22 protein-coding genes and 2 tRNA genes are annotated in these 21,619 nt (G+C 62.7%); 10 read left to right on the forward strand and 14 right to left on the reverse strand.

Features of this window, described 5'->3' with window-relative positions; translation table 11 throughout:
- Positions 1-14: 14 nt before the first annotated feature.
- The 4 genes from trmFO to OHD58_RS26935 all read right to left on the reverse strand — a co-directional run bounded on the left by trmFO (position 15) and on the right by OHD58_RS26935 (position 2,574).
- A complete protein-coding gene (gene trmFO / locus OHD58_RS26920) occupies positions 15-1,439 on the reverse strand; it encodes a methylenetetrahydrofolate--tRNA-(uracil(54)-C(5))-methyltransferase (FADH(2)-oxidizing) TrmFO (RefSeq protein WP_263806751.1) in 1,425 nt (474 codons plus the stop codon).
- 344 nt (positions 1,440-1,783) lie between these two features.
- Positions 1,784-1,924 (reverse strand): DUF1127 domain-containing protein, encoded by a 141-nt coding sequence (locus OHD58_RS26925; protein WP_263806710.1) that lies wholly within the window; start codon positions 1,922-1,924, stop codon positions 1,784-1,786.
- Between the two features lie 26 nt (positions 1,925-1,950).
- Positions 1,951-2,091: a DUF1127 domain-containing protein gene (locus OHD58_RS26930; RefSeq protein ID WP_149758296.1), complete on the reverse strand. Its 141-nt coding sequence runs from the start codon at positions 2,089-2,091 to the stop codon at positions 1,951-1,953.
- Between the two features lie 398 nt (positions 2,092-2,489).
- A tRNA-Leu gene (locus OHD58_RS26935) sits at positions 2,490-2,574 on the reverse strand.
- A gap of 351 nt (positions 2,575-2,925) precedes the next feature.
- Between OHD58_RS26935 and tig the strand changes: the two genes are divergently transcribed.
- Together tig and OHD58_RS26945 are read left to right on the forward strand one after the other, a co-directional pair.
- On the forward strand, positions 2,926-4,404 hold the full coding sequence (gene tig, locus OHD58_RS26940; protein WP_263806711.1) for a trigger factor: 1,479 nt from the start codon (positions 2,926-2,928) through the stop codon (positions 4,402-4,404).
- A 204-nt stretch (positions 4,405-4,608) separates the two neighbouring features.
- On the forward strand, positions 4,609-5,094 hold the full coding sequence (locus tag OHD58_RS26945) for a hypothetical protein (protein ID WP_263806712.1): 486 nt from the start codon (positions 4,609-4,611) through the stop codon (positions 5,092-5,094).
- Here OHD58_RS26945 and radC read toward each other — a convergent pair whose 3' ends face one another.
- The 6 genes from radC to OHD58_RS26975 form a co-directional block, all read right to left on the reverse strand.
- Positions 5,095-5,850 (reverse strand): RadC family protein, encoded by a 756-nt coding sequence (gene radC / locus OHD58_RS26950; RefSeq protein ID WP_263806713.1) that lies wholly within the window; start codon positions 5,848-5,850, stop codon positions 5,095-5,097. It abuts the gene before it with no gap.
- A 55-nt stretch (positions 5,851-5,905) separates the two neighbouring features.
- Positions 5,906-6,733 (reverse strand): type I methionyl aminopeptidase, encoded by an 828-nt coding sequence (gene map / locus OHD58_RS26955; RefSeq protein WP_263806714.1) that lies wholly within the window; start codon positions 6,731-6,733, stop codon positions 5,906-5,908.
- 160 nt (positions 6,734-6,893) lie between these two features.
- The gene (locus OHD58_RS26960) at positions 6,894-7,652 is read right to left on the reverse strand and encodes an SH3 domain-containing protein (RefSeq protein WP_263806715.1); all 759 of its coding nucleotides are present in this window, start codon (positions 7,650-7,652) and stop codon (positions 6,894-6,896) included.
- Between the two features lie 61 nt (positions 7,653-7,713).
- On the reverse strand, positions 7,714-8,460 hold the full coding sequence (locus OHD58_RS26965; RefSeq protein ID WP_263806716.1) for an amino acid ABC transporter ATP-binding protein: 747 nt from the start codon (positions 8,458-8,460) through the stop codon (positions 7,714-7,716).
- Positions 8,457-9,137 (reverse strand): ABC transporter permease subunit, encoded by a 681-nt coding sequence (locus tag OHD58_RS26970; protein WP_263806752.1) that lies wholly within the window; start codon positions 9,135-9,137, stop codon positions 8,457-8,459. Before OHD58_RS26970 ends, OHD58_RS26965 begins: the two co-directional genes overlap by 4 nt.
- Before the next feature lie 101 nt (positions 9,138-9,238).
- On the reverse strand, positions 9,239-10,012 hold the full coding sequence (locus tag OHD58_RS26975) for an amino acid ABC transporter substrate-binding protein (protein ID WP_263806717.1): 774 nt from the start codon (positions 10,010-10,012) through the stop codon (positions 9,239-9,241).
- A 367-nt stretch (positions 10,013-10,379) separates the two neighbouring features.
- Here OHD58_RS26975 and OHD58_RS26980 point away from each other — a divergent pair, with 367 nt between their 5' ends.
- From OHD58_RS26980 to OHD58_RS27000, 5 genes are all read left to right on the forward strand, one after another.
- The gene (locus OHD58_RS26980) at positions 10,380-11,456 is read left to right on the forward strand and encodes a type III polyketide synthase (RefSeq protein WP_263806718.1); all 1,077 of its coding nucleotides are present in this window, start codon (positions 10,380-10,382) and stop codon (positions 11,454-11,456) included.
- Positions 11,457-11,463: 7 nt separating this feature from the next.
- A complete protein-coding gene (locus tag OHD58_RS26985; RefSeq protein ID WP_263806719.1) occupies positions 11,464-12,174 on the forward strand; it encodes a hypothetical protein in 711 nt (236 codons plus the stop codon).
- Positions 12,171-13,379: an NAD(P)/FAD-dependent oxidoreductase gene (locus OHD58_RS26990; RefSeq protein ID WP_263806720.1), complete on the forward strand. Its 1,209-nt coding sequence runs from the start codon at positions 12,171-12,173 to the stop codon at positions 13,377-13,379. Before OHD58_RS26985 ends, OHD58_RS26990 begins: the two co-directional genes overlap by 4 nt.
- A gap of 142 nt (positions 13,380-13,521) precedes the next feature.
- A complete protein-coding gene (locus OHD58_RS26995) occupies positions 13,522-13,713 on the forward strand; it encodes a hypothetical protein (protein WP_263806721.1) in 192 nt (63 codons plus the stop codon).
- Between the two features lie 232 nt (positions 13,714-13,945).
- On the forward strand, positions 13,946-14,269 hold the full coding sequence (locus OHD58_RS27000) for a hypothetical protein (RefSeq protein WP_263806722.1): 324 nt from the start codon (positions 13,946-13,948) through the stop codon (positions 14,267-14,269).
- A gap of 97 nt (positions 14,270-14,366) precedes the next feature.
- Here the strand turns inward: OHD58_RS27000 and OHD58_RS27005 are convergent, their stop codons facing one another.
- The 4 genes from OHD58_RS27005 to OHD58_RS27020 form a co-directional block, all read right to left on the reverse strand.
- Positions 14,367-14,816, reverse strand: a complete 450-nt coding sequence (locus OHD58_RS27005; protein ID WP_263806723.1) for a TspO/MBR family protein — start codon at positions 14,814-14,816, stop codon at positions 14,367-14,369.
- Positions 14,817-14,901: 85 nt separating this feature from the next.
- Positions 14,902-14,976 (reverse strand) — tRNA-Glu (locus tag OHD58_RS27010).
- 187 nt (positions 14,977-15,163) lie between these two features.
- The gene (locus OHD58_RS27015) at positions 15,164-16,402 is read right to left on the reverse strand and encodes a YcbK family protein (protein WP_263806724.1); all 1,239 of its coding nucleotides are present in this window, start codon (positions 16,400-16,402) and stop codon (positions 15,164-15,166) included.
- 214 nt (positions 16,403-16,616) lie between these two features.
- Positions 16,617-18,473, reverse strand: a complete 1,857-nt coding sequence (locus OHD58_RS27020) for a PHA/PHB synthase family protein (RefSeq protein WP_263806725.1) — start codon at positions 18,471-18,473, stop codon at positions 16,617-16,619.
- 111 nt (positions 18,474-18,584) lie between these two features.
- Here OHD58_RS27020 and OHD58_RS27025 point away from each other — a divergent pair, with 111 nt between their 5' ends.
- The 3 genes from OHD58_RS27025 to OHD58_RS27035 all read left to right on the forward strand — a co-directional run bounded on the left by OHD58_RS27025 (position 18,585) and on the right by OHD58_RS27035 (position 21,611).
- Positions 18,585-18,941, forward strand: a complete 357-nt coding sequence (locus tag OHD58_RS27025) for a hypothetical protein (RefSeq protein WP_263806726.1) — start codon at positions 18,585-18,587, stop codon at positions 18,939-18,941.
- Between the two features lie 100 nt (positions 18,942-19,041).
- Positions 19,042-20,259 (forward strand): LL-diaminopimelate aminotransferase, encoded by a 1,218-nt coding sequence (locus tag OHD58_RS27030; protein WP_263806727.1) that lies wholly within the window; start codon positions 19,042-19,044, stop codon positions 20,257-20,259.
- A gap of 38 nt (positions 20,260-20,297) precedes the next feature.
- Positions 20,298-21,611, forward strand: coding sequence for a homoserine dehydrogenase (locus OHD58_RS27035; protein ID WP_263806728.1), 1,314 nt, complete (start codon positions 20,298-20,300; stop codon positions 21,609-21,611).
- Positions 21,612-21,619: the final 8 nt, after the last annotated feature.

A 21,619-nucleotide genomic window follows, 5' to 3' on the forward strand; every position in this document is an offset into this window, starting at 1 on the left:
CAGAAGAATAGGGGTTATTCCGCCGCTTGCGCGGCTGCGTTCAGCCCAAGCCAAGTCCGGCAATCTGTCAGCGCGCGTCCCGTCATCGCCTTCTTCCGGGCGATGGATTTGTCCTTGCCGCGGAAGCGGCCTTCGAAACCTTCGGGCCGCAGGTTCGTTCCGGCTTCCAGCGGCGGGAACAGCCCGAAATTGACGTTCATCGGCTGGAACGAACGTTTGCCCGGTTCGTCGTCGGAAACAATATGGCCGCCGGTGATATGGTTGAGCAGTGCCCCGAAAGCCGTGGTGACGGGCGGCAATGAAGGCGCCCGTCCAAGCCGCTCGGCCGCGGCGAAGCGGCCGGCCAGCAGGCCGATCGCGGCGCTCTCGACATAGCCTTCGCAGCCGGTGATCTGGCCGGCAAAACGCAGGCCGGGGCGAGACTTCAGCTGCAGCGAGCCGTCAAGCAGCGTCGGCGAATTGATATAAGTGTTGCGGTGCAGTCCGCCGAGGCGGGCGAATTCGGCGTTCTCGAGTCCCGGTATCATCCGGAAGATGCGCACCTGCTCGCCGTGTTTCAGCTTCGTCTGAAAGCCGACCATGTTGTAGAGCGTGCCCAGCGCGTTGTCCTGGCGAAGCTGCACAACAGCATATGCCTTGACCGTCGGATTGTGCGCGTTGGTCAGGCCCATCGGCTTCATCGGGCCATGGCGCAGCGTCTCGACGCCGCGTTCGGCCATCACCTCGATCGGCAGGCAGCCGTCGAAATACGGCGTGCCTTCCCACTCCTTGAACTCGGTCTTCTGGCCGTCGAGCAAAGCCTGCACGAAGGCTTCGTACTGAGCCTTGTCCATCGGACAGTTGATATAGTCCTTGCCGGTGCCGCCGGGCCCGACCTTGTCGTAGCGCGACTGGAACCAGCAGGTACCCATGTCGATCGTGTCGAAATGCACGATCGGCGCGATCGCGTCGAAGAAGGCGAGCGCGTCGGCGCCGGTGGCCTCGGCGATCGCCTGCGCCAGCGACGGCGCCGTCAGCGGGCCGGTGGCGATGATCGCCTTGTCCCATTCGGCGGGCGGCAGACCGGGCACTTCTTCACGGGCGATGGAGATCAGCGGGTGCGCTTCGAGTTTCGCGGTGACGGCTGCCGAGAAACCGTCACGGTCGACGGCCAGCGCACCGCCGGCCGGTACTTGATGAGCGTCGCCGCAAGCCATGATCAGCGAGCCGGCGAGCCGCATTTCGGCATGCAGCAGCCCGACCGCATTGGTCTCGGCGTCATCGGAGCGAAAGGAATTGGAACAGACGAGCTCGGCCAGGCTGTCGGTCTTGTGAGCGTCGGTGCCGCGCACCGGGCGCATTTCATGAAGGATCACTGGCACGCCGGCTTGCGCCGCCTGCCATGCGGCTTCGGAGCCGGCCAGGCCGCCGCCGATCACGTGGATTGGTTCTGTCGTCATGCCGGGGAAATAGGCCGTTGGCTTGCCGAAAGCAATCGTCGGAAGCTCACGCATGGTCCAAAACGACAACACCCGCCGGGGGAGGAGGTCCGGCGGGTGTCGTTTTGGTGGTCAGCGCCCGGGAGGAGGTGGGAGCTGACCGTATTCGTCATCGCCTGGGAGGAGGTAGGCTTTGACGAAATTCTTTTCGCCTTCGAGGCAGCGAAGAGCCTTGATTTAACAGCACCCGCCGAGGGAGGAGGTTCGGCGGGTGCCGTTTTGGTGGTCAGCGTCCGGGAGGAGGTGAACGCTGGCCGTATCCGTCGGAACCTGGGAGGAGGTAGGTTCCGGCGAAATTCCTGTTATCAGGCCGCCTTGCGAGCGACGTAAGGGATGTCGCTGCGGCTGATGCCGAGGTCCGAGAGCTCGCGGTTCGACAGGCGGTCCAGCTCGTTTACCGTTTCACGGTAACGGCGCCAGTTGCGGTAATTGCGGATCAGGTTCATGGTTCTGCTCGTTTCTTGGTCTTCGATCAGATCGACTTGCGCGCGACGAACGGAATGTCGCTGCGGGTGATGCCGAGATCGGTGAGTTCACGGTTCGACAGGCGGCTCAGCTCGGAGACGGTGTCCCGGTAGCGGCGCCAGTTGCGGTAGTTGCGGATCAAGTTCATCGTACTTCTCGTTTCGTCTTTGGTTCGTTTCGTTCGTTCATTTTGTGTGACCCGAAAATAGGTGGTGGCATTTCGTTTTTGAAGCGCCAATGATGCATGGCAGCAATGCAATTGTGCATTGCAACATTAATCGATTTTAGCGACTGCGGCGAAACCAAGGCCGAAACGGAAAACTGCCGTTAGGTGAATGGCTTGGATGGGCTCGTTGAAACGGATTGGAGTCTGGGCTGTTAGAGGGCAGTCTGGGTGGGGACGGCCACGGACAGGCTCTTATGCAACGAAAGTAAAAGAAGGTCTGGCCGGGCTCAAAGCCAACTTCATGGTGGCGTGAAGGATCGAAACGTGATGCGGAAGGGATGGCCGCCGGTCGTCGGGCTCTGGGTTAATCCAAGGATGGCTGGTGCGGATGATAGGAGTCGAACCTACACGCCTTTCGGCACTGGAACCTAAATCCAGGGCGTCTACCAGTTCCGCCACATCCGCTTGCGTTCCGGCAATCACATACGGCCATTGTTCTGTCAATGTTCGGCGTCAACCATGCCTGCTGCCTAATATGCGAAGATAGTTGAAAATAAGGGCGGTGTGTGACAGAAGGCGTGTCGAATATGACGGGTTGAGACGCCCCGCTCTCGACTGTCGCGGCAAGACGACGAAAGAACAAAGACTTTTGCCGGCAGTTGGAGGGACAAGGGCGGACCGGGATTCTATGCAGCGAAGGCTGCAGGCGTCAAAGTCCCTCCACCCGCATGAAGCCATCTCCGGCACGAAATTCCGGCAGGCTGAACGGTAAGACGCCGTTTGAGCTGCGGCATTCGTGAAAACAAAGGTTTGATTATGCAGGTTACTGAAACACTCAATTCCGGCCTGAAGCGCGAAATCAAGGTCACCGTGCCTGCCGGCGATCTCGAAGCCAAGCTTCTGGCACGGCTTTCCGACGCCAAGAACAAGGTGCGGATCAACGGCTTCCGCCCTGGCAAGGTGCCGGTTCAACACCTGCGCAAGGTCTATGGCAAGTCGTTCATGGCAGAAGTGGTCAACGAGATCCTTTCCAATTCGACCCGCGAAATCCTCTCGGACCGCGGCGAAAAGGCTGCCATGCAGCCGGAAGTCGTGATGACCGAGGACGAGAAGGAAGCCGAGAAGATCCTCGCGGGCGGCGCCGACTTCGAGTTCAAGCTCAACTACGAAGTCATTCCGGCGATCGAGATCCAGGATTTTTCCGGTATCAAGGTGACCCGCCAGGTCTATGACGTCCCGGAAGCCGACATCGAGGAGCAGGTCCGCAAGGTCACCGCCGACGCGCGCGAATACGAAGTGAAGAAGGGCAAGGCCGAACTCTGGGACAAGGTCACGATCGACTACCTCGGCAAGGTCGACGGCGAGCCGTTCGATGGCGGCACGGCGGAAGATTCCGGCCTCGTGCTGGGCTCCGGCCAGTTCATTCCGGGCTTCGAGGAACAGCTGGTCGGTGTGAAGGCGGGTGACGAGAAGGTCGTTTCGCTGACCTTCCCCGAGACCTACCAGGCAACCCATCTCGCCGGCAAGGACGCCACCTTCGACGTCAAGGTCAAGGAAGTTTCCAAGCCCGACAGCACGGAGATCAACGACGAAGTCGCCAAGAAGCTCGGCCTGGAGTCGGCCGACCGCCTGCGCGAGATCATCCGCGGCCAGATTGAAAGCCAGTTCGGCCAGATGACCCGCCAGAAGGTGAAGCGCGAACTGCTCGACGCGCTCGACGGCAGCTACAGCTTCGAAGCCCCGTCGAACCTGGTCGATGCCGAGTTCAACAACATCTGGAGCCAGGTGAACCGCGATCTCGAGGCGGCCGGCCGTAGCTTCGCCGATGAAGAGACGACTGAAGAAGAGGCGCGCGCCGAATATCAGCGCCTTGCCGAACGCCGCGTTCGCCTTGGCCTCGTGCTTGCCGAGATCGGCGAGAAGGCCGGGGTTCAGGTCACCGACGAGGAAATGCAGCGCGCTCTGTTCGAGACGGTTCGCCGTTTCCCGGGCAACCAGCAGCAGGAAATCTATGATTTCTACCGCAACAATCCGGCGGCCCTCACCAACATCCGGGCGCCTTTGTTCGAGGAGAAGGTCGTCGATCATCTGCTGTCCCAGATTGCCGTGACCGACAAGAAGGTTTCGAGGGAAGAACTGCTCGCCGACGATGAAGTCGCCGAAGGCGGCGCTAAGCCGGAAAAGAAGAAGGCTGCTCCGAAGAAGAAGGCGGAAGCCAAGAAGGCCGATACCGACGAGCCGGCCGAGCCCAAGAAAGCCGCGCCGAAGAAAAAGGCTGCCGCCAAGAGCGAATGATTTTCGCCTCGGATCGATCGAACCAAAGGGCTGCCGCGAGGCGGCCCTTTTCTTTTGTGGCGACGCCGTTGATCGGAAGGCTCTTCGATCGGCGATGCCGTACGGACCTAAGGGTGGTGGAATGCCCGTCTGCTTTTTGCTTTCATGCACGCCGTTGCAAACGAGAATCGAAGGAAGCCGATGTCGTGCGCTCGACTGGAATTCTTGATCTGTCTGCTGACGATGCTCGGTTTTGCCGCGGCGGCACAGGCAGATACCGGACGTTGGCGGTGGAGCCGGGGCATGGATGGCGGGGCGGCTGTGACGCTGCGCAGCACCAACACCTTGAGCACCGGCAACCGTTCGATCGAGTACCACCCGCTGCTGACAATCGGCTGTAAGCCCGGAAAGGTGTCTAGCTGGACGCAGTCGGTGCGGATACGCGAGGCCACATCCGGCAGCGGCACCGTCCAAGTCTCGGTGCGGGTGGATGGAGCCGGACGATCGGAGGCATGGCGGCTGGGCCGCGCCAACAGCAGCCTATCGCTCGACGGACGCGAAGGCGTCGCTCGTCTGCTCGATGCTCGGCAGCTTAATCTCGATTGGCGGATGGGCTATTTCTCGGGCAGGGGACAGGCTGTCTTCAGCCTGGCTGGAATCAGGGATGCGGTGGCGAGGATCGCCGCTGCTTGCGGCATCGATCCGCCCTGATCAGATCAGCAGCAGGCCCTTCATGCTGGCATGGCCGTTCTTGCCGATGATGATGTGATCGTGGACGGCAATGCCGAGCGGCTTGGCCGTATTGACGATCGTCTTGGTCATCTCGATATCGGCGCGCGACGGCGTCGGGTCGCCCGACGGATGGTTGTGGACGAGGATGATCGCCGTGGACGAGAGCTCCAGCGCGCGCCGTACCACTTCGCGCGGGTAGACGGGCGTATGGTCGACGGTGCCGGTCTGCTGCACCTCGTCGGCGATCAGCGCATTCTTCTTGTCGAGAAACAGGATGCGGAACTGTTCGCGCTGCTCAAAGGCCATCGAGGCGCGGCAGTAATCCAGCACCTGCGTCCACGACGCGAGAATCTCCGACCCTTGGATGGCACTGCGTGCCATCCTCTGGGCAGCCGCAGCGACGACCTTGAGGTCGAGTGCCGCCGCCTCGCCGATATCCGGTACCTCGCGGATCAGGTGTTCGGGAGCACCGAGCACTTCGGCGAGCGACCCGAAGCGTTTCAGCAGCGCCTTGGCACGCTCCTTCGTGTCGGCCCGCGGGATCGAGCGGAAGAGCAGCATTTCGAGCACTTCATAGTCGGAAAGCGCACCCGGTCCCGACGCGCGAAACCGCTCGCGCAATCTCTGCCGGTGGCCGGAGTAATGCGGTTTTTCTTCGGAAGCTTTTGTTTTCCGCAGAGGTTTCAGTGGCCGTTCGGCCAGGAAACCACGCTCGTCCCCGCCTTCTTCTTCCATCTACCTGGCAACCCCGGTATTCCCCTGGCTGCTTGTTCCGCAACCTTCGGAAATACTAGGACGGCAGGCCGGGCCGGTCGAGCCCTTTCGGCGAGAGCGTGAAGATTTCGCAGCCGGTCGAAGTGACGCCGATCGTATGTTCGTATTGCGCCGACAGAGAGCGGTCGCGGGTGACTGCCGTCCAGCCATCGGACAGCACCTTCACATGCGGGCGGCCGAGATTGATCATCGGCTCGATGGTGAAGATCATGCCAGGGCGCATCTCGACGCCTTCGCTGGCGCTGCCGTAGTGAAGGATGTTCGGCGCGTCATGGAAAAGCTGGCCGACCCCGTGGCCGCAGAAGTCGCGCACCACCGAGCAGCGTTCAGCCTCGGCGAAAGCCTGTATGGCGGCGCCGATGACGCCCGTGCGGGCACCGGGACGCACGGCGGCGATACCACGCATCAGGCACTCATGGGTGACTTCGAGCAGGCGTTCGGCGGCGCGCTTGATCTGGCCGACCGGGTACATGCGGCTGGAATCGCCGTGCCAGCCGTCGAGGATATAGGTGACGTCGATGTTGACGATGTCGCCGTCCTTCAACGGTTTCTGGTCGGGAATGCCGTGGCAGACGACATGGTTGATCGAGGTGCAGGACGACTTGGTGTAGCCGCGGTAGTTCAGTGTGGCGGGTAGGGCGCCGTGATCCATGCCGAATTCGAAGACGAACCGGTCGATCGCATCGGTGGTCGTGCCGGGTTCGACCATGGCGGCCAGTTCGTCGAGGCAGCGTGCCGTGAGGTCGCAGGCTTTGCGCATGCCGGCAAACGCCTCTTCGCCGTAGAGACGGATCTGCCCGGTATTGCGAAGCGGTGCGGTGGCGGCGTCGAGGTAGGTGACCATGTCGGTGTCCAGAAATAGGGCGGTGCGGCTTCCATCGCGACCGCATCCGCCATGATTTGGCACCGGATCGCCGCCGCTTCAACCCTTAAGTGATTTTGGTCAGGCTCGGTCGGCGTTTTCGCGGCATTCGAGCCGAAGAATCCAACAATCTCGCGGAATATCAGAGGTAACACTGCTCGTTTGCACGTCCGCGCATGACATAGGCGCTGCGGTCGCCGCATTGCTTGCCGTTGATCATCAGGTCGTACGGACACTGGCAGTCGCCGCGTTGCGCTTCACGGGCCGGACGTTTCGACTGCAACAGGCCGGCCAGCGGCAGGCTCGAGGTGGGGGCGGCCGGTTCCCGTGCCCTGGAGGCAGGGACGGGTTCTTTCGCCCTTGTGGCGACGGTCTTCGCAACCGGCTCCGGCGGCCGTGGCGCGTTCGGGTCCGGCAGGCGCAGATAATCGCCGTGCACCCATCCCTTGCGGCCGGCGACGACGACGCGTCGCCATTTGCCCGACGATTCCAGGACGGTCGCCTTCTGGCCATGCTCGAGCCAGGTAATGAACCGCGACGACGTGCTGGCATCCTCGCGCAGACGCACGCGCTCGGAGGTGTAGAAAGCCCGTGTGTCGACGGGTTTGTCCGGCCGCTTGATCGAACTGGTGGTGAGTTTCGATGGGCGTGGCTCAGGTATGCTCGCTTGCGGCCGGTCCGCCGCCGACGTCGGTTGGATTGCCCGCTGCGGCTGTTTTTGGGAACGTTGCGGCTCAGCTTGGACGCGCTGCGCCGGCTTCGACACGTTCCGCGTCACCGCGGGCCGCTCGGCGGCGCGCTGCTCACGCTTGCTGACCGGCTCCTGGGTTATCGCCCAGCCGCCGGCGGCCACCGCGCCGATCACCAGCCATCTGAGCTTCGGGAGAACGAATCCAGCCATGCGGCAATTGTGACCGCGAAGGCTTAAAACCCGGTTGACGTTCCGACGATCCCGTCTGGCGTCATTTCTGAGTCAGGGTGGTGATGAACCGCTTGGTTCTTTCGCGCTGTGGATTGCCGAACACCTCCGCGGCAGGCCCGGTTTCGACCACCACGCCGGCTTCCAGGAACACGACTTCGCTGGCGATCTTCGATGCAAGGCGCAAATCATGCGTCGCCATCACCATCGTCGTGCCTTCCCGGGCAAGTTGGCTGAGTACATCGACGACTTCGCCGGAAAGCTCCGGGTCGAGCGCCGACGTCGGCTCGTCGCACAAGAGCACGCGCGGCGAGGGCGCCAGTGCGCGGGCGATCGCCACCCGCTGCTGCTGGCCGCCTGACAGCGTCGCCGGCCAGGCATCGGCCTTGTGCGCCAGCCCGACCTTTTCGAGCAGGGAAAGCGCCCGTTCGCGGGCTCTTTCCTGCGGCCATTTCAAAACGGTCGTCAGCCCTTCCATGATGTTCTCGATCGCGGTGCGGTGCGGGAAGAGCTGGAAATTCTGGAACACCATGCCGGTCTGGCGGCGCAGCTTCTGCACCGAGGCCCAACCGACCTTTTGCCCAGGATGGAAGGTCAGCGCCTCGTCGCCAATCCGCACCATGCCCGAAGTCGGGATCTCCAACAGGTTGATGCAGCGCAGCAGCGTGCTCTTGCCGCCGCCCGACGGGCCGACCAGTGCGGTCACCCCGCCCTCGGCGATGCGGACGCTGACGCCCTGTAGCACGAGGTTGTCGCCGAAGCGCTTCTCGATGTCGGTGAGCTCGATCATGACCGCGCCTCCAGGAACCCACCATAGCGGTTGAGGCGTTCTTCCAGCCGCACCTGCAGCGTGGAAAGAATGGAGCTGAGCGCGAGATAGATCAGCGCCGCCTCGATATAGAGGATCAGCGGTTCATAGGTGGTGGCGACGATGCGCTGCGCGGCCTGGAACATCTCCGGCACGGTTATGGCGGCGGCAAGCGACGTGTCTTTGACCAGCGAGATGAACGTATTGGAGAGCGGCGGCACCGCGACGCGAGCCGCCTGCGGCAGGATCGTGCGGCGCATCGCCTGCGGCCAGTTCATGCCGATCGAATAGGCGGCCTCCCACTGGCCCTTCGGCACCGAGGCGATGACCGCGCGGATGATTTCGGACGAATAGGCCCCGACATTCAGCGTGAAGCCGATCAGCGCCGCCGGAAAGGCGTCGAGCACGATGCCGACGCTGGGCAGCCCGTAGAAGATCAGGAACAGTTGCACGAGCAGCGGTGTGCCGCGGATGATCCAGACGTAGAAACGCACGATCGCCGTGAACGGCCAGGCGGCGAACAACCGGATCAGCGCCACCACCAGGCCGAGCGTCAGGCCGAGCACGAACGAAAGCAGGGTGAGGGGCGCCGTAAAGACTAGCGCGGCCCATAGCAGCGGGCCGAGCGAGTCCAGCATCAATTGCAGCCAGTGGGGCAACACGGTCGATCTCCAGAAGCAGTGAGCCGTGCGGCTCATGCGCAAAACAGAAAGCGGACCGACCCGTCGGGTCGATCCGCTTGTTCGTCCCGGCAGCTATCTTACTGCGAAACGTCTTGGCCGAAATATTTGTCGGAGATTTTCTGGTAGGTGCCGTCGGCCTTGATCTCGGCCAGCACCTTGTTGATCGCCTCGAGCAGTTCCGGCTCGCCCTTGCGGATGATGACGCCCGAATAGTCGGCGTTTTCTTCCTGCGCGGCGATTTTCACGTTGGCGTCCGGCTTGTGCTTCTTGAAGTCGAGGAACGACAGGCTGTCGTTGATGGTGGCGTCGGCGCGGCCGTTGAGCACGAGCTGGATCGACTGGTCGAAACCATCGGTGCCGACCAGTTCGGCGCCGTTCGTTTCGGCGATCTTGCCGAAATTGCTGGTGAGCGACTGGGCCGACTTCTTGCCCTTGAGGTCGGCGAAGCCTTTGACCTCTTCGTTGTCGCCGCGCACGATCAGCACCGCCTTGGAGGCGATATACGGATCGGAGAAATCGTATTTCTGCTTGCGCTGCTCGGTGATGCCCACCTGGTTGATCACCGCGTCGTAACGTTTGGCGTCAAGCCCGGCGATCAGGCCGTCCCACTTGCCCTCGAGGAACTCCGCCTTGACGCCGAGCCGCTTGGCGATCTCCTGGCCGATCTCCACATCGAAGCCGACCAGGGCGCCGTTGGCGTCGTGAAAGGTGAATGGCGCATAGGTGCCTTCGGTGCCGATCTTGAATGCGCCTGCCGCCTTGATTTGCTCGAGGTTTTCTCCGGCATAGGCCGAGGTAATGGCGAGAACCTGTATGGTTCCTGCCACGAGCAGCGATTTCAACCAGTTCATTGTCTTGAATCCCGAATTTTCCGGCCTTCAAGCCGGTATGGTGATGAGGCGGCAATGTCGCAGATACGGGGTGGAAGCGCTAAGCAAAAAATTTTCGGAGAAGTTACATTTCTGGAATGACGTTCTCGGTTTGCGCCCCATTCGCGCTGTTTGATCTCAGGCACGGAACGCCGCGACTGGCTTGTCACGACGCAACCAGGTCCGGCTTCATTTCGTTTTGGGGACGAAACCGGCGACGGCAGACGTTTGCCGGGAACGGACTTTATCATGATAGGAATACCAGCAAGTGCGCCTAGCGGATCGGCGCGGGCACGGCACTGGATCGGCATCGGCATGCAACGCCCAAGGGCAGATCGGGAAGCGCGCTATGGCGTCGGACGCCTATCTCAATCGTGTCGCGACGGCCTTGCCGCCTCACGACGTGCATCGCTTCTTCCTCGACTTCGCCGCCTCGCTGCTGATGAACGATCCGCGGCGGCGTTCGATCTTCAGCCGCATGGCCGACAAGGCTGGCATCGAACACCGCTATTCCTGCTTCGAGCCGGCGGGTGATCCCGAGGGCGCGACGCTAGATGCGGACGGCGTTTTCAGGCGAGGTGCGTTTCCCGGCACCGGAAAGCGCATGGAGATGTTCGAAGGCGCCGCCCCCCGGCTGGCCCAGCACGCCGTCGACCGGCTTCTGCAGGGCGAGGACCGCAGCCGCGTCACCCATCTCATCGTCACCACATGCACCGGGTTCTCCGCCCCGGGCATCGATCTGGAACTCGTTGCGCAATGCGGGCTTGCAACATCGGTCGAGCGCACGATCATCGGTTTCATGGGCTGCTACGCGGCAATCAACGCATTGAAACTCGCGCGACACATCGTCCGGTCGGATCCCGAGGCGCGCGTGCTTGTCGTCAATGTTGAGATCTGCACGCTGCACCTCAAGGAGACCGACAACCTGGAAAAACTGCTGTCGTTCTGCTTGTGGGGCGACGGCTGCGCCGCCTCGCTCGTCACCGCCGAGCCGCATGGCTTGTTGCTTGACGGCTTCCATGCCGTCGTCGCTCCCGAAGGGCGGCAACTGATGACCTGGAGCATTCACGACGACGGTTTCGACATGGTGCTGTCCGGGCAGGTGCCGGCGGCAATCCAGGAAGCGCTCACGACGGAGATCGCCGGCATCCTGAAAGGCGTGCCGGTCCGCGATGTCGACCTTTGGGCCGTCCATCCGGGCGGGCGCTCGGTGCTCGATGCGGTTGAACGGGCATTGCATCTCGACGCCCAGGCATTGCAGGCGTCGCGCGACGTGCTGCGCGACTATGGCAACATGTCGTCGGCGACCGTGATGTTCGTCCTCGAAAAGATGCTGAAGTCGAGCCGTCCCGGTCTGCTCGGCTGCGCGATGGCCTTCGGACCGGGGCTGACCGCCGAGACGATGATGTTCCGGACCGCAGGCTGATCCGACGATGCCCGGCCAACTCGCTCTTCGACGTGTCGAACCCGAGATCCTCGACGGGCTTTCTGCCGGCGATCCGCGCGCACAGGCGTCGCGCCGCGATTTGCGGCGCATCAATGCGTTGATGATCCAGGCCGGCATCATGGCGCGCCTGCTGCGGCGCCGCGTCGCCCGGCCGCCGCGCCGGATCCTGGAGATCGGCGCCGGCGACGGCGCTTTCATGCTGGCGGTGGCGCGCAGGATGGCGAAACGCTGGCCTCGGGTCGAGCTGACATTGCTCGACCGTGCCGACCTGATCACCGGCCTGCGCATCGACGAATTCGCCGCACTCGGCTGGCGTGCCGAGGCGGTCACGGCCGACGTGTTCGAATGGCTCACGCGAGCCGGCCACCAACGCGTCGACGTCATTGCGGCCAATCTTTTCCTGCACCATTTCGACGATGCCGGGTTGGCCAGCCTGTTTGCAGGGCTGCGGCCGCTGACTGCCGTTTTCATCGCTACCGAACCGCGCCGCGGCGCGGTCGCACTGGCGGCATCGCGGCTGCTTTGGGCAATCGGCGCCAATGACGTGACCTTGCACGACGCGCCGGCAAGCGTGCGCGCCGGGTTCGTCGGCGCCGAACTGTCCGGTCTCTGGCCGCGCGGTGACGGCGCTTTCATCGAAGAGCGCGATATCGGCCCGTTCACCCACACTTTCGTGGCCACGGACGACCCTCGATGAATTACGACGTGATCGTCATCGGCGCCGGGCCGGCGGGGAGTTCCACCGCGCTGGCGCTGGCGCGGCAGGGTTGGAAGGTGGCGATCGTCGAAAAGGCCGCATTCCCGCGTCGTAAAGTGTGCGGCGAATTCATGTCCGCGACCAATCTGGCGCTGCTGGACAAATTCGGCCTGGGTGACGCCTGGCGCACCGAGGCCGGTCCTGAGGTGCGGCGGGTCGGTCTTTTTGCCGGAAATCGGAACATCGAAGCGCGTATGCCGCCGGCGCCCGGGGGAGGATATGGACGGGCGCTTGGCCGCGACCTGCTCGACACCCTGTTTCTCGCCGCCGCGCGGGAAGCCGGCGCCGAGGTTTTCCAGCCCTGGCATGCCGTCGACATTGCCGGCGAGGGCACCGCGCAGGCGGTCAGAATCGCTACGGGAGAAGAGGAGCGTCTGCTCAGCGCGCCGGTGATCGTTGCCGCCCACGGCTCCTGGGAGCAGGGGAAGCTGCCCAGCCAGTTGCAGAAGACCAGCCGTCCGTCGGACCTGTTCGGCTTCAAGGCGCATTTCAGTGACGCGCACCTCACGGCCGATCTGATGCCGCTGTTCATTTTCCCCGGCGGCTACGGGGGCATGGTGTGGTCCGATCATGGCAGGCTGTCGATCTCCTGCTGCATAAGGCGCGATGTTCTGGCGGCGGTGCGCGGCAGCCACGGCGGCTTGCCTGCCGGCGAGGCAGTTTTCCGCCACATCGCCGCAAGCTGTCGGGGCGTGGCCGAGGCAATTCGGGACGATGTGGTGGCCGACGGCGGCTGGCTCGCGGCCGGACCGATCCGGCCGGGCGTCCGGCCGGGCTATGCGGACGACATCTTTCGCGTCGGCAATCTCGCCGGCGAATCGCATCCGCTCATCGCCGAAGGCATTTCCATGGCCATCCAGTCCGGCTGGCTGCTCGCCGCCGAATTGTCCGGTGTCGATCTTGGCGCGAGAAGCGCGCGTGCAAATGCCGGTCGCCGCTATTCGGCTGCCTGGCGGCGGCAGTTTTGGTTGCGCATCGTCGCCGCCGAAAGTTTTGCGCGCGCCGCCGCGTTTCCCGGGGCGGCGAGGATCGCCTGGCCGCTTGTTGGCGCCGTGCCGGGATTGCTGACACTGGGGGCGAGATTGAGCGGCAAGACCAGGACCCCTGCCGGATTGGGTGTGAACGAACGGCCCGAACCGTACTGAGGCGAAAAAGGGAACAACGGAATCACAAATTGTTTCCGCCGCGCCGATCCAATGTCTATAAAATTAGTAGACTAAGTTGACTTTTCTCCGGAATGCGCCATCCTTTCATTGTCGCGGCAGGCGGGTAACCTCAGGAGGATCCATGTCGGACTGGAAGGATTCCCTTTACCAACTGGTTCCGCAACGCTGGCGCAGCGCCGGAAAACAACGGAACCGGCGCTCGAATGCCGATACCCGGGGAGACAGCCGCGTTGTCGTGACCGATGCGGAAAAGCGCCTGCCGGAGCGCGAGGAAAGCCTCTACTGGGCCTGGCAATATCCGGGCAGCTGGTAGTTCCGGGACAGTGCTTTTCGACCTCAAACGGCCACGCATTGTTTGATGGCAAAACCCAAAGCGGAGGTTGCGTCGCGGCGCGAAAGTTGTCCATAATGTGGCATCGGCAGTTTCGCCGACCCATTCCAGCAGCATGAAGAGGGTGTGTTTGCGGCCAGGAGGTCGAGTTCAGCTTTCAAGAGGGGCGGGGATATCCTTCGGTTGAAAACAACAAAAGAACGAGGAAACAGAGATGCGACATGTGCTTCCGCCACTTCATGAAGGCCACGCGCCGGTTTTTCTCCACTATGCCTTCGAGGATGCGCTTAACGCCTATGAGGCGTGGCAGCAGGGGACGCCCGAACCGATTGTCGAATGCGACGGCAAGCCTACCGCCATCAGTGCCGTCTTCGGGCGCATGCGCACCTGCACCGATATTCTCCCGGTTCGCGTGCTCGACGAGGTGCAGGCCCTGCTCGACGATCCGTCGCTCGAGCGCTTCACCGCCAACCAGACGACCTATGCTGAGGCAGCCCTTGTGCTGCGCGCGCTTTGCGTGGAGCGCCTGAAGGGTTGAATATCTAGGACACGCATCGAGGCTGTTAAGCGACCTTTATACACGCGGCGCCACCACACGGTTGGCGCCGTGTGTGTTGTTTGAGAACGGAGATCTGTCAGTTCAGCAGCAGGATCGCCAGGTTGAGCGCTGTCGCGAACGCCACCCAGGCCGCGTAGGGCAGGAACAAGACTGCCACAGTGCGATCGACCGGCCAAGTCTTCCAGATGAATAGCGCAATGGCGGCGAGCAGCGCGACAATCACAATCAGGGCAAGCGTCACTGACTGTGCTCCGAAGAAAACCGGTGACCACAGGAAATTCAGCGCCATCTGCGTGAGCCACAGGCCTTTGAGGGAACCGAGATCATCTGACCAGATGCGCCACCCCGCCACGGCGACCATGACGTAGAGGATAGTCCAGACCGGGCCGAACAGCCAGTTCGGCGGATTGAACCATGGCTTTTGCAGTCCCGCGTACCATTCGCCGGGTGCCGTCAGCCAGCCGATGAGCAGTCCAATACCCACGACTGCAATAATGAAGATAGTTAGCGGGATCCTTGAGCGCATTCACCGAAACGCGGCAATCGCTTTTTGGTTCGTTGCCGGAAACATGGTTCGGGCGGAATGAAAGCGAAGGGTGTGGGGAAAAGTCTGGTACGCCCAAGGGGAATCGAACCCCTGTTACCGCCGTGAAAGGGCGGTGTCCTGACCGCTAGACGATGGGCGCGCGCAGACGACCGGGTTATAATTAGGTTGCGACCGGCGGGCAACCCGTGCGGGCGGCGGAAATCAAACTTTTTTGTGCTGGTGCGCGCGCTTTGGCTTTTCGCCCGAAGTCCTTGCAGGAAAACAAGTTTTTGGGCCGTCGCTGCGTCGGCGGAGCAGAGTGGGGCGTCAGGTCGCAGTGGATGGCGTTATTTGCGGCGACGGCAGCGCCAGTTCCAGTCGCGCTCGGGGCCGACGTCGATGTGCACCGAGTTCGTATGGCAATAGGTGCCGACGCCGCCGCGGCCCGGCATGTTGCGCGCATAGCTCGCCAGTTCCCATTTGCTGACGCCTTCGACCTGAACGTCGGCGGCGGCGCAATACATGTGCAGAGAATTCTTGGCGCCGCGGGCACGGCGATTGTGCGTCGGGCTGCGGTAGCCGGAGGTCACGACGATCTTGCGGCCGTAATGCTTCTCGACCGTCTTGAGCACGCGCACCAGCGAAGGCTTCAGGCAGGCCACATCGACCCGCTCCGTCTGGGTGAGCAGGCCGTTGGGCGCCAGCCGGGCAAGGCCGGCCGCCGAAGCAAGCTGGATGGAACCGCCGTCTTCATCTTCGTGCAGGTCGACGTCGCTGTCGTCGTCGATGCCGGACTTCCGCTTGATCTCGAACAGTGCGGTCTGGCGCACACCAGGCAGCGGGTCCAGGTCGCCACCGCCCAGCGAAGCGCGAACCGCGGTCGGCTTGGCGTCATCTTCGGAGGCGGAAGCGAGTTGCACCAGTGGCTGGGCTTTTTCCGCCTTGGCCGGCGCAGCGGATGTGATCTGGGCGAAGGGCTTCGGTTTTGCCGGTGCGGCCGCGGCCGGCGAACTGCCGAAAAAGGCGGAAAGGAAACCGCGCTTCTTGGGTTCGATCGGCGCCGTCGCTGCGGCAGGGTCGGTGGCGGTAACGATGACTTGCTTGTCGTCGAGAGCCGCGTCCTTGGCGGTCGGAACAGGCGCTGTCGCGGTGGTGGCCTCCGCTTCCGCCTTCGGCGCTTCGGCGGTTTTGGCCGCCTCGGCTGCAGGCTGCGCTGTAGGAGTTTGCTCGGCTGCCGCCGTCTGCTGGTCCGTGGCCGCTTGTGCGGCAGCGGCTGCCGGGGCGGGGTTCGCAACTGCGTCAGGCGCTACGGCGGCAACTTCAGCGCCGCCGGGTTTCGTCACCGGGCGATAGGCGATCTGGTCGGGCAGGGCGGTGTCGCCCTCGCTCGACATGACAAGACCGGAAGCTGGCGAAGTGTTGCCGATCGAATCAGCGGCAATATCGGTGCCGGCCATGTTGAAGCCGGGCGAAGCCATGTCCATTCCCTGGTCGGCGGTCGTGCAGGACGCCAGCAGCACGGCAAGGAGCGCGGCCAGAACGGCACGGCCTTCCCCGCCTGCTTTGCGCGGTCGTTCTGCTTTCAAACCGCTTCCCCCTCAGCTTTCCGAGCCGCCACGCAATCGAAGGACGACAATTCTGACTTGAACTAGGACTGCGTTACCTTACTCGGAAACCAGTCCTAACGATTCTCGGGTTCTCCGCAATTTCTTGCGCCATGGAGAATTAGGACAGCGAACATGCCTGCCACCATTTCGCCGGTTTTGAGCCGGAGGTCAATTCACCGCAGATTACAGACTGTTACACTCTTACTTTTACGTAACTACCCGGCGCATCGCCCAACGTCTTGGCTTTGCCGCCCGGCTTTCGCGCCGCGACCTTTGCATCGTCTCTGGCTTCGATCCATTTTTGCCAGTGCGGCCACCACGAACCTGGCGTTTCCGTAGCTTTTTCAATCCATTGCTGGAAGTCGCCGACCGGCTTGCCGCCGGTCCAGTGCTGGTATTTGCCAAGCGATGGCGGGTTGACCACGCCGGCGATGTGGCCGGAGCCGGCCATCACGTATTCGACCTCGCCGCCGAAATATCTGCAGCCGAGGAAGACCGACTTTGCCGGTGCGATATGGTCTTCGCGCGACGCGAGATTGTAGACGGGAATCGTTATGTCCGACAATGAAACGGTGCGCCCGGCAAGTTGCATGTGGCCTTGCGAAAGATTGTTCTCCAGATAGCAGTTCCGCAGGTAGTAGGAGTGGTTCGCGGCCGCCATGCGCGTCGAATCGGCGTTCCAGTACAACAGGTCGAAAGGCAGCGGCTCCTTGCCCCGCATGTAGTTGTTGACGACATAGGGCCAGATCAGGTCGCCCGATCGCAGCATGTTGAAGGCTGTCGCCATCTTGGTCCCGTCGAGATAACCCTTGCCGCTCATCGACAGCTCGACCGCCGCGATCTGATCCTCGTCGACGAACACTTTCAGGTCGCCGGCATAAGTGAAGTCGACCTGGGTGGTGAAGAAGGTCACTGAGCGCACCCGCTCGTCGCCTTCCTGCGCCATCAGCGCAAGGGCTGCCGCAAGCAGCGTGCCGCCGACGCAATAGCCGATCGCGTTGACTTCCTTCTCGCCGGTGGCGTTCTCGATCGTGTCGAGGCCGTATTGCAGGCCTTCGCGGATATAGGCCTCCCAGCCCTTGCTGCCGTGCCGCTCGTCCGGATTGATCCAGGAGATGACGAAAACGGTATGGCCTTGCGCGACGGCCCAGCGGATGAAGGATTTCTCCGGGTTGAGATCGAGGATATAGAACTTGTTGATCCATGGCGGGCAGATCAGCAGCGGCCGTTTCAGCACCTTGTCGGTCGACGGCTCGTACTGGATGATTTCGGCGACATCGCTGCGCCCCACTACTTTTCCGGGCGTCACCGCGATGTTCCTGCCTATCTCGAAGCGCGAATAATCGGCTTGCCTGAGTTTCAGGTCGCCCTTGCCGGCGGTGATGTCCTCGGCCAGCATCTTCATGCCGCGCACCAGGTTCTCGCCGCTCGAAGCGACGGTCTCGCGAAACAGTTCCGGGTTGGTCAGGATGAAATTCGACGGTGAGATCGCGTTGGAGATCTGCTTCACGTAGAAGCCGGCCTTGTGTTTGGTGTGTTCGTCGAGTCCGTCGGCGTGTTCGACGAGATCGCCGGCCCAGCGCGACGTCACCAGATAGGCCTGTTTGAGGAAATCGAAGAACGCGTTCCTGCCCCATTCGGGATCCTGGAAGCGCTTGTCGCCACGGTCCGGCTTGACGGCATCGTCACCATCTTCGTCACCACCGACCCGGCGGATGGCGTTCGCCCACACATTCATGTAGCCCGAAAACAGCCTGGTTTGGGCTTCGAGCGCCCGTTGCGGATCGGAAAGCCAATATTCCGACAGCTTGGAGAAGGTCTTGACCATGTCGGTCATCGGTTCGGCGACGCTGTCGCGCACCTCTCCTTTCTCGCGCGGCGTTACCCAGGCTGAAGCCGCCTTGCCGGCTTCCTCGACCATGCGCGCCAGGTTGAGGGCGAAGCGCTCCGGATCCTTGACCAGGTACTGCTCGACCGAAGCGGCGGAATCGCTTTCAGTGCCGGAGTCGCGGGCGGCGTCCTTCGTTTCCTTGTCGGCTGCCTTCGGCATGTTTCCGCTTGCCTCCCCAGGCGCTCTTTTATTTGACATATTACCATGGGACGTCCATTGGGGTCCAATTGAGGACGTCCTCTGCTTTATAAAGCCTGCCGGGACAAGACTATGACATATCGCATTGGCGGACATGTTTTTTTTGGCGTGCGGCTTTTGGCTGCGCCGGCCTCGGTGGCGGTGGCGCTCCTGCTTGCCGGTTGCGCCTCTTCCGTCGACGACGCGGTGCCCGCCGGCGCCAGGGGGCCGGTCAACACCGGCACGTTCCCCAACCTCAACGTCCCGCCGCAGCAGGCGGCCGAGCAGATGACGCCTGCACAAAGGAGCGCGGATATGGCCGCGCTGAGCGCGGCGCATAAGCAGAACGCGGCAACCGCTGCGGTACCTGCCGGTCAGACCGACCCGGCTGTACTGCGCAAGCTCGCCGACACCCATGCGGCCGACACGCTGAAGGAAATCGAGCAGTAGCCTTCCGGTGGCCGAAAGGTGGTCCCTGCGGCTATCGACCCATGCCTGAATTGCGTGTATATCGCGCCACCGAAAGCCCCTCGTGTCGTCTGGAACGGAAATGGAAGAATTTCACAAGGTCCGCAGGCTTCCGCCCTATGTTTTCGAACAGGTCAACCGGCTGAAGGCCACTGCCCGTTCCAACGGCGCCGATATCATCGACCTCGGCATGGGCAATCCGGACCTGCCGACGCCCAAGGCGATCGTCGACAAGCTCTGCGAAGTGGTCCGCGATCCGCGCACCCACCGTTATTCGTCGTCGCGCGGCATCCCCGGCCTGCGCCGCGCCCAAGCCAATTATTATGCCCGCCGTTTCGGCGTGAAGCTCAATCCGGATACCCAGGTCGTCGCCACCCTCGGCTCCAAGGAAGGCTTCGCCAACATGGCGCAGGCGATCACCGCACCTGGCGACGTGATCCTCTGCCCGAACCCGACCTATCCAATCCACGCCTTCGGTTTCATCATGTCCGGCGGCGTCATCCGCTCGCTGCAGGCGGAGCCGGATGACGGTTTCATCCCGGCGCTGGAGCGCGGTATCCGTCACTCGATCCCGAAGCCGCTGGCGTTGATCCTGAACTATCCGTCCAACCCGACGGCGCTGGTGGCTTCGCTCGACTTCTACAAGGACGTCGTCGCCTTCGCCCGCAAGAACGACATCATCATCCTGTCCGACCTCGCCTATTCGGAGATCTACTTCGACGGCAACCCGCCGCCGTCGGTGCTGCAGGTGCCGGGCGCCATCGATGTCGCGGTCGAGTTCACCTCGATGTCGAAGACATTTTCCATGCCGGGCTGGCGCATGGGGTTCGCGGTTGGCAACGAGCGGCTGATTTCGGCGCTGACCCGCGTGAAATCCTATCTCGACTACGGCGCCTTCACGCCTATCCAGGTGGCGGCCGCGCATGCGCTCAACGGCGACGGAGCCGATATCGCCGAAGTCCGCGAGGTCTATCACCGGCGCCGCGACGTGATGGTCGATTCGTTCGGCCGCGCCGGCTGGGATATTCCCGCGCCCGCCGCATCGATGTTCGCCTGGGCGCCGATCCCCGAGCCGTTCAAGCATCTCGGCTCGCTGGAATTCTCCAAGCTCCTGATCGAGCACGCCGATGTCGCTGTGGCGCCGGGCGTCGGTTTCGGCGAACACGGCGACGATTTCGTGCGGCTGGCTTTCGTCGAGAACGAACACCGCATCCGCCAGGCAGCGCGCAACATCAAGCGCTTCCTGTCGTCGTCCGCAAAGCAGCCCAACAACGTGGTTTCGCTTACCGCGCGGCGTTGATTTTTCGATTTCTGATACATTGAGGGGCGTTGCCGCGAATGGCCGAAGCATTGCGTGTTGGAATAGCCGGTCTTGGCACGGTCGGAGCATCGGTGGTCCGCGTCATCACCGGCAAGGCTGCCGAACTCACTCGTCAGTGCGGGCGCGAGCTCGCGGTGGCGGCTGTTTCGGCACGAGACCGCAACAAGGACCGCGGCATCGATTTCGGCAACGCCAACTGGTTCGACGATCCGGTCGAAATGGCGAAATCCGCCGACATCGATGTTTTCGTCGAACTGATCGGCGGCGACGAGGGCGCGGCCCACGCTTGCGTCAAGGCGGCGCTGGAGGCTGGCCGGCACGTCGTCACCGCCAACAAGGCGCTGCTTGCCAAGCATGGCGTGTCTCTGGCCGAGATTGCCGAGAAGAAGGGAGTACTGCTGAATTATGAAGCCGCGGTCGCCGGCGGCATCCCGGTCATCAAAACGATGCGCGAGGCGATGGCCGGCAACAGCGTTACCCGCGTTTTCGGCATCCTGAACGGCACCTGCAATTACATCCTCACCCGCATGGAGGCCGAAGGCCTGTCCTTCGACGCCTGCCTCGAGGATGCGCAGCGCCTCGGCTATGCCGAGGCCGACCCGACATTCGACATCGAGGGTCACGACACCGCGCACAAGCTGTCCATCCTGACCAGCCTTGCCTTCGGTACCAAAATCGCCGCCGACGACATCTACATGGAAGGCATTTCCAACATCAGCCAGGCCGACATCCGCGCCGCCGGCGAACTCGGTTACCGCATCAAGCTTCTCGGTGTCGCCCAGAAGACCGAAAGCGGCATCGAGCAGCGCGTGCACCCAACCATGGTGCCGACCGCTTCGGTGATCGCGCAGGTGCATGGCGTGACGAATGCCGTCGCCATCGAGACCGATATTCTCGGTGAATTGCTGCTTTCAGGCCCGGGTGCCGGCGGCAACGCCACTGCATCGGCCGTCGTCGGCGACATCGCCGACATTGCAAAAAGCCGTCCCGGCTTCCAGCACGGCCCGGTCTTCGGCCGCCCCGCCAGGGAATTGCGGCCTTACAAGAAAGCCAGGATGCGCAGCCATGAAGGCGGTTATTTCATACGCCTGACCGTGCATGACCGTGTCGGCGTCTTCGCCGCGGTCGCCAAACGCATGGCCGACAACGAGATTTCGCTGGAATCGATCGTCCAGCACGCGGCGGGGCAGGAGGCCGATGCCCAAAAAACCGTCATCCTGGTCACCCACGAAACCACCGAAGCGGCGGTCCGCAAGGCGGTCGAGGGCATTACCAAGGATGGTCACCTGACCGACAAGCCGCAGGTCATCCGCATCGAGCGCGCTGGATAAAACGCTCC

Source organism: Mesorhizobium sp. ZC-5, assembly GCF_025753855.1.
In the GTDB taxonomy this organism is placed as follows: domain Bacteria; phylum Pseudomonadota; class Alphaproteobacteria; order Rhizobiales; family Rhizobiaceae; genus Neomesorhizobium.

Coding starts and splice junctions, on each gene's coding strand:
- OHD58_RS27030 (WP_263806727.1), top strand. CDS start 19,042: ATGGAAGAATTTCACAAGGTCCGCAGGCTTCCGCCCTATGTTTTCGAA.
- OHD58_RS26985 (WP_263806719.1), top strand. CDS start 11,464: ATGCCCGGCCAACTCGCTCTTCGACGTGTCGAACCCGAGATCCTCGAC.
- OHD58_RS26975 (WP_263806717.1), bottom strand. CDS start 10,012: ATGAACTGGTTGAAATCGCTGCTCGTGGCAGGAACCATACAGGTTCTC.
- OHD58_RS26995 (WP_263806721.1), top strand. CDS start 13,522: ATGTCGGACTGGAAGGATTCCCTTTACCAACTGGTTCCGCAACGCTGG.
- OHD58_RS26960 (WP_263806715.1), bottom strand. CDS start 7,652: ATGGCTGGATTCGTTCTCCCGAAGCTCAGATGGCTGGTGATCGGCGCG.
- OHD58_RS26965 (WP_263806716.1), bottom strand. CDS start 8,460: ATGATCGAGCTCACCGACATCGAGAAGCGCTTCGGCGACAACCTCGTG.
- OHD58_RS27005 (WP_263806723.1), bottom strand. CDS start 14,816: ATGCGCTCAAGGATCCCGCTAACTATCTTCATTATTGCAGTCGTGGGT.
- OHD58_RS27020 (WP_263806725.1), bottom strand. CDS start 18,473: ATGCCGAAGGCAGCCGACAAGGAAACGAAGGACGCCGCCCGCGACTCC.
- radC (WP_263806713.1), bottom strand. CDS start 5,850: ATGGAAGAAGAAGGCGGGGACGAGCGTGGTTTCCTGGCCGAACGGCCA.
- OHD58_RS26990 (WP_263806720.1), top strand. CDS start 12,171: ATGAATTACGACGTGATCGTCATCGGCGCCGGGCCGGCGGGGAGTTCC.
- OHD58_RS27025 (WP_263806726.1), top strand. CDS start 18,585: ATGACATATCGCATTGGCGGACATGTTTTTTTTGGCGTGCGGCTTTTG.
- OHD58_RS27000 (WP_263806722.1), top strand. CDS start 13,946: ATGCGACATGTGCTTCCGCCACTTCATGAAGGCCACGCGCCGGTTTTT.
- tig (WP_263806711.1), top strand. CDS start 2,926: ATGCAGGTTACTGAAACACTCAATTCCGGCCTGAAGCGCGAAATCAAG.
- trmFO (WP_263806751.1), bottom strand. CDS start 1,439: ATGACGACAGAACCAATCCACGTGATCGGCGGCGGCCTGGCCGGCTCC.
- OHD58_RS26980 (WP_263806718.1), top strand. CDS start 10,380: ATGGCGTCGGACGCCTATCTCAATCGTGTCGCGACGGCCTTGCCGCCT.
- map (WP_263806714.1), bottom strand. CDS start 6,733: ATGGTCACCTACCTCGACGCCGCCACCGCACCGCTTCGCAATACCGGG.
- OHD58_RS26930 (WP_149758296.1), bottom strand. CDS start 2,091: ATGAACTTGATCCGCAACTACCGCAACTGGCGCCGCTACCGGGACACC.
- OHD58_RS26925 (WP_263806710.1), bottom strand. CDS start 1,924: ATGAACCTGATCCGCAATTACCGCAACTGGCGCCGTTACCGTGAAACG.
- OHD58_RS27035 (WP_263806728.1), top strand. CDS start 20,298: ATGGCCGAAGCATTGCGTGTTGGAATAGCCGGTCTTGGCACGGTCGGA.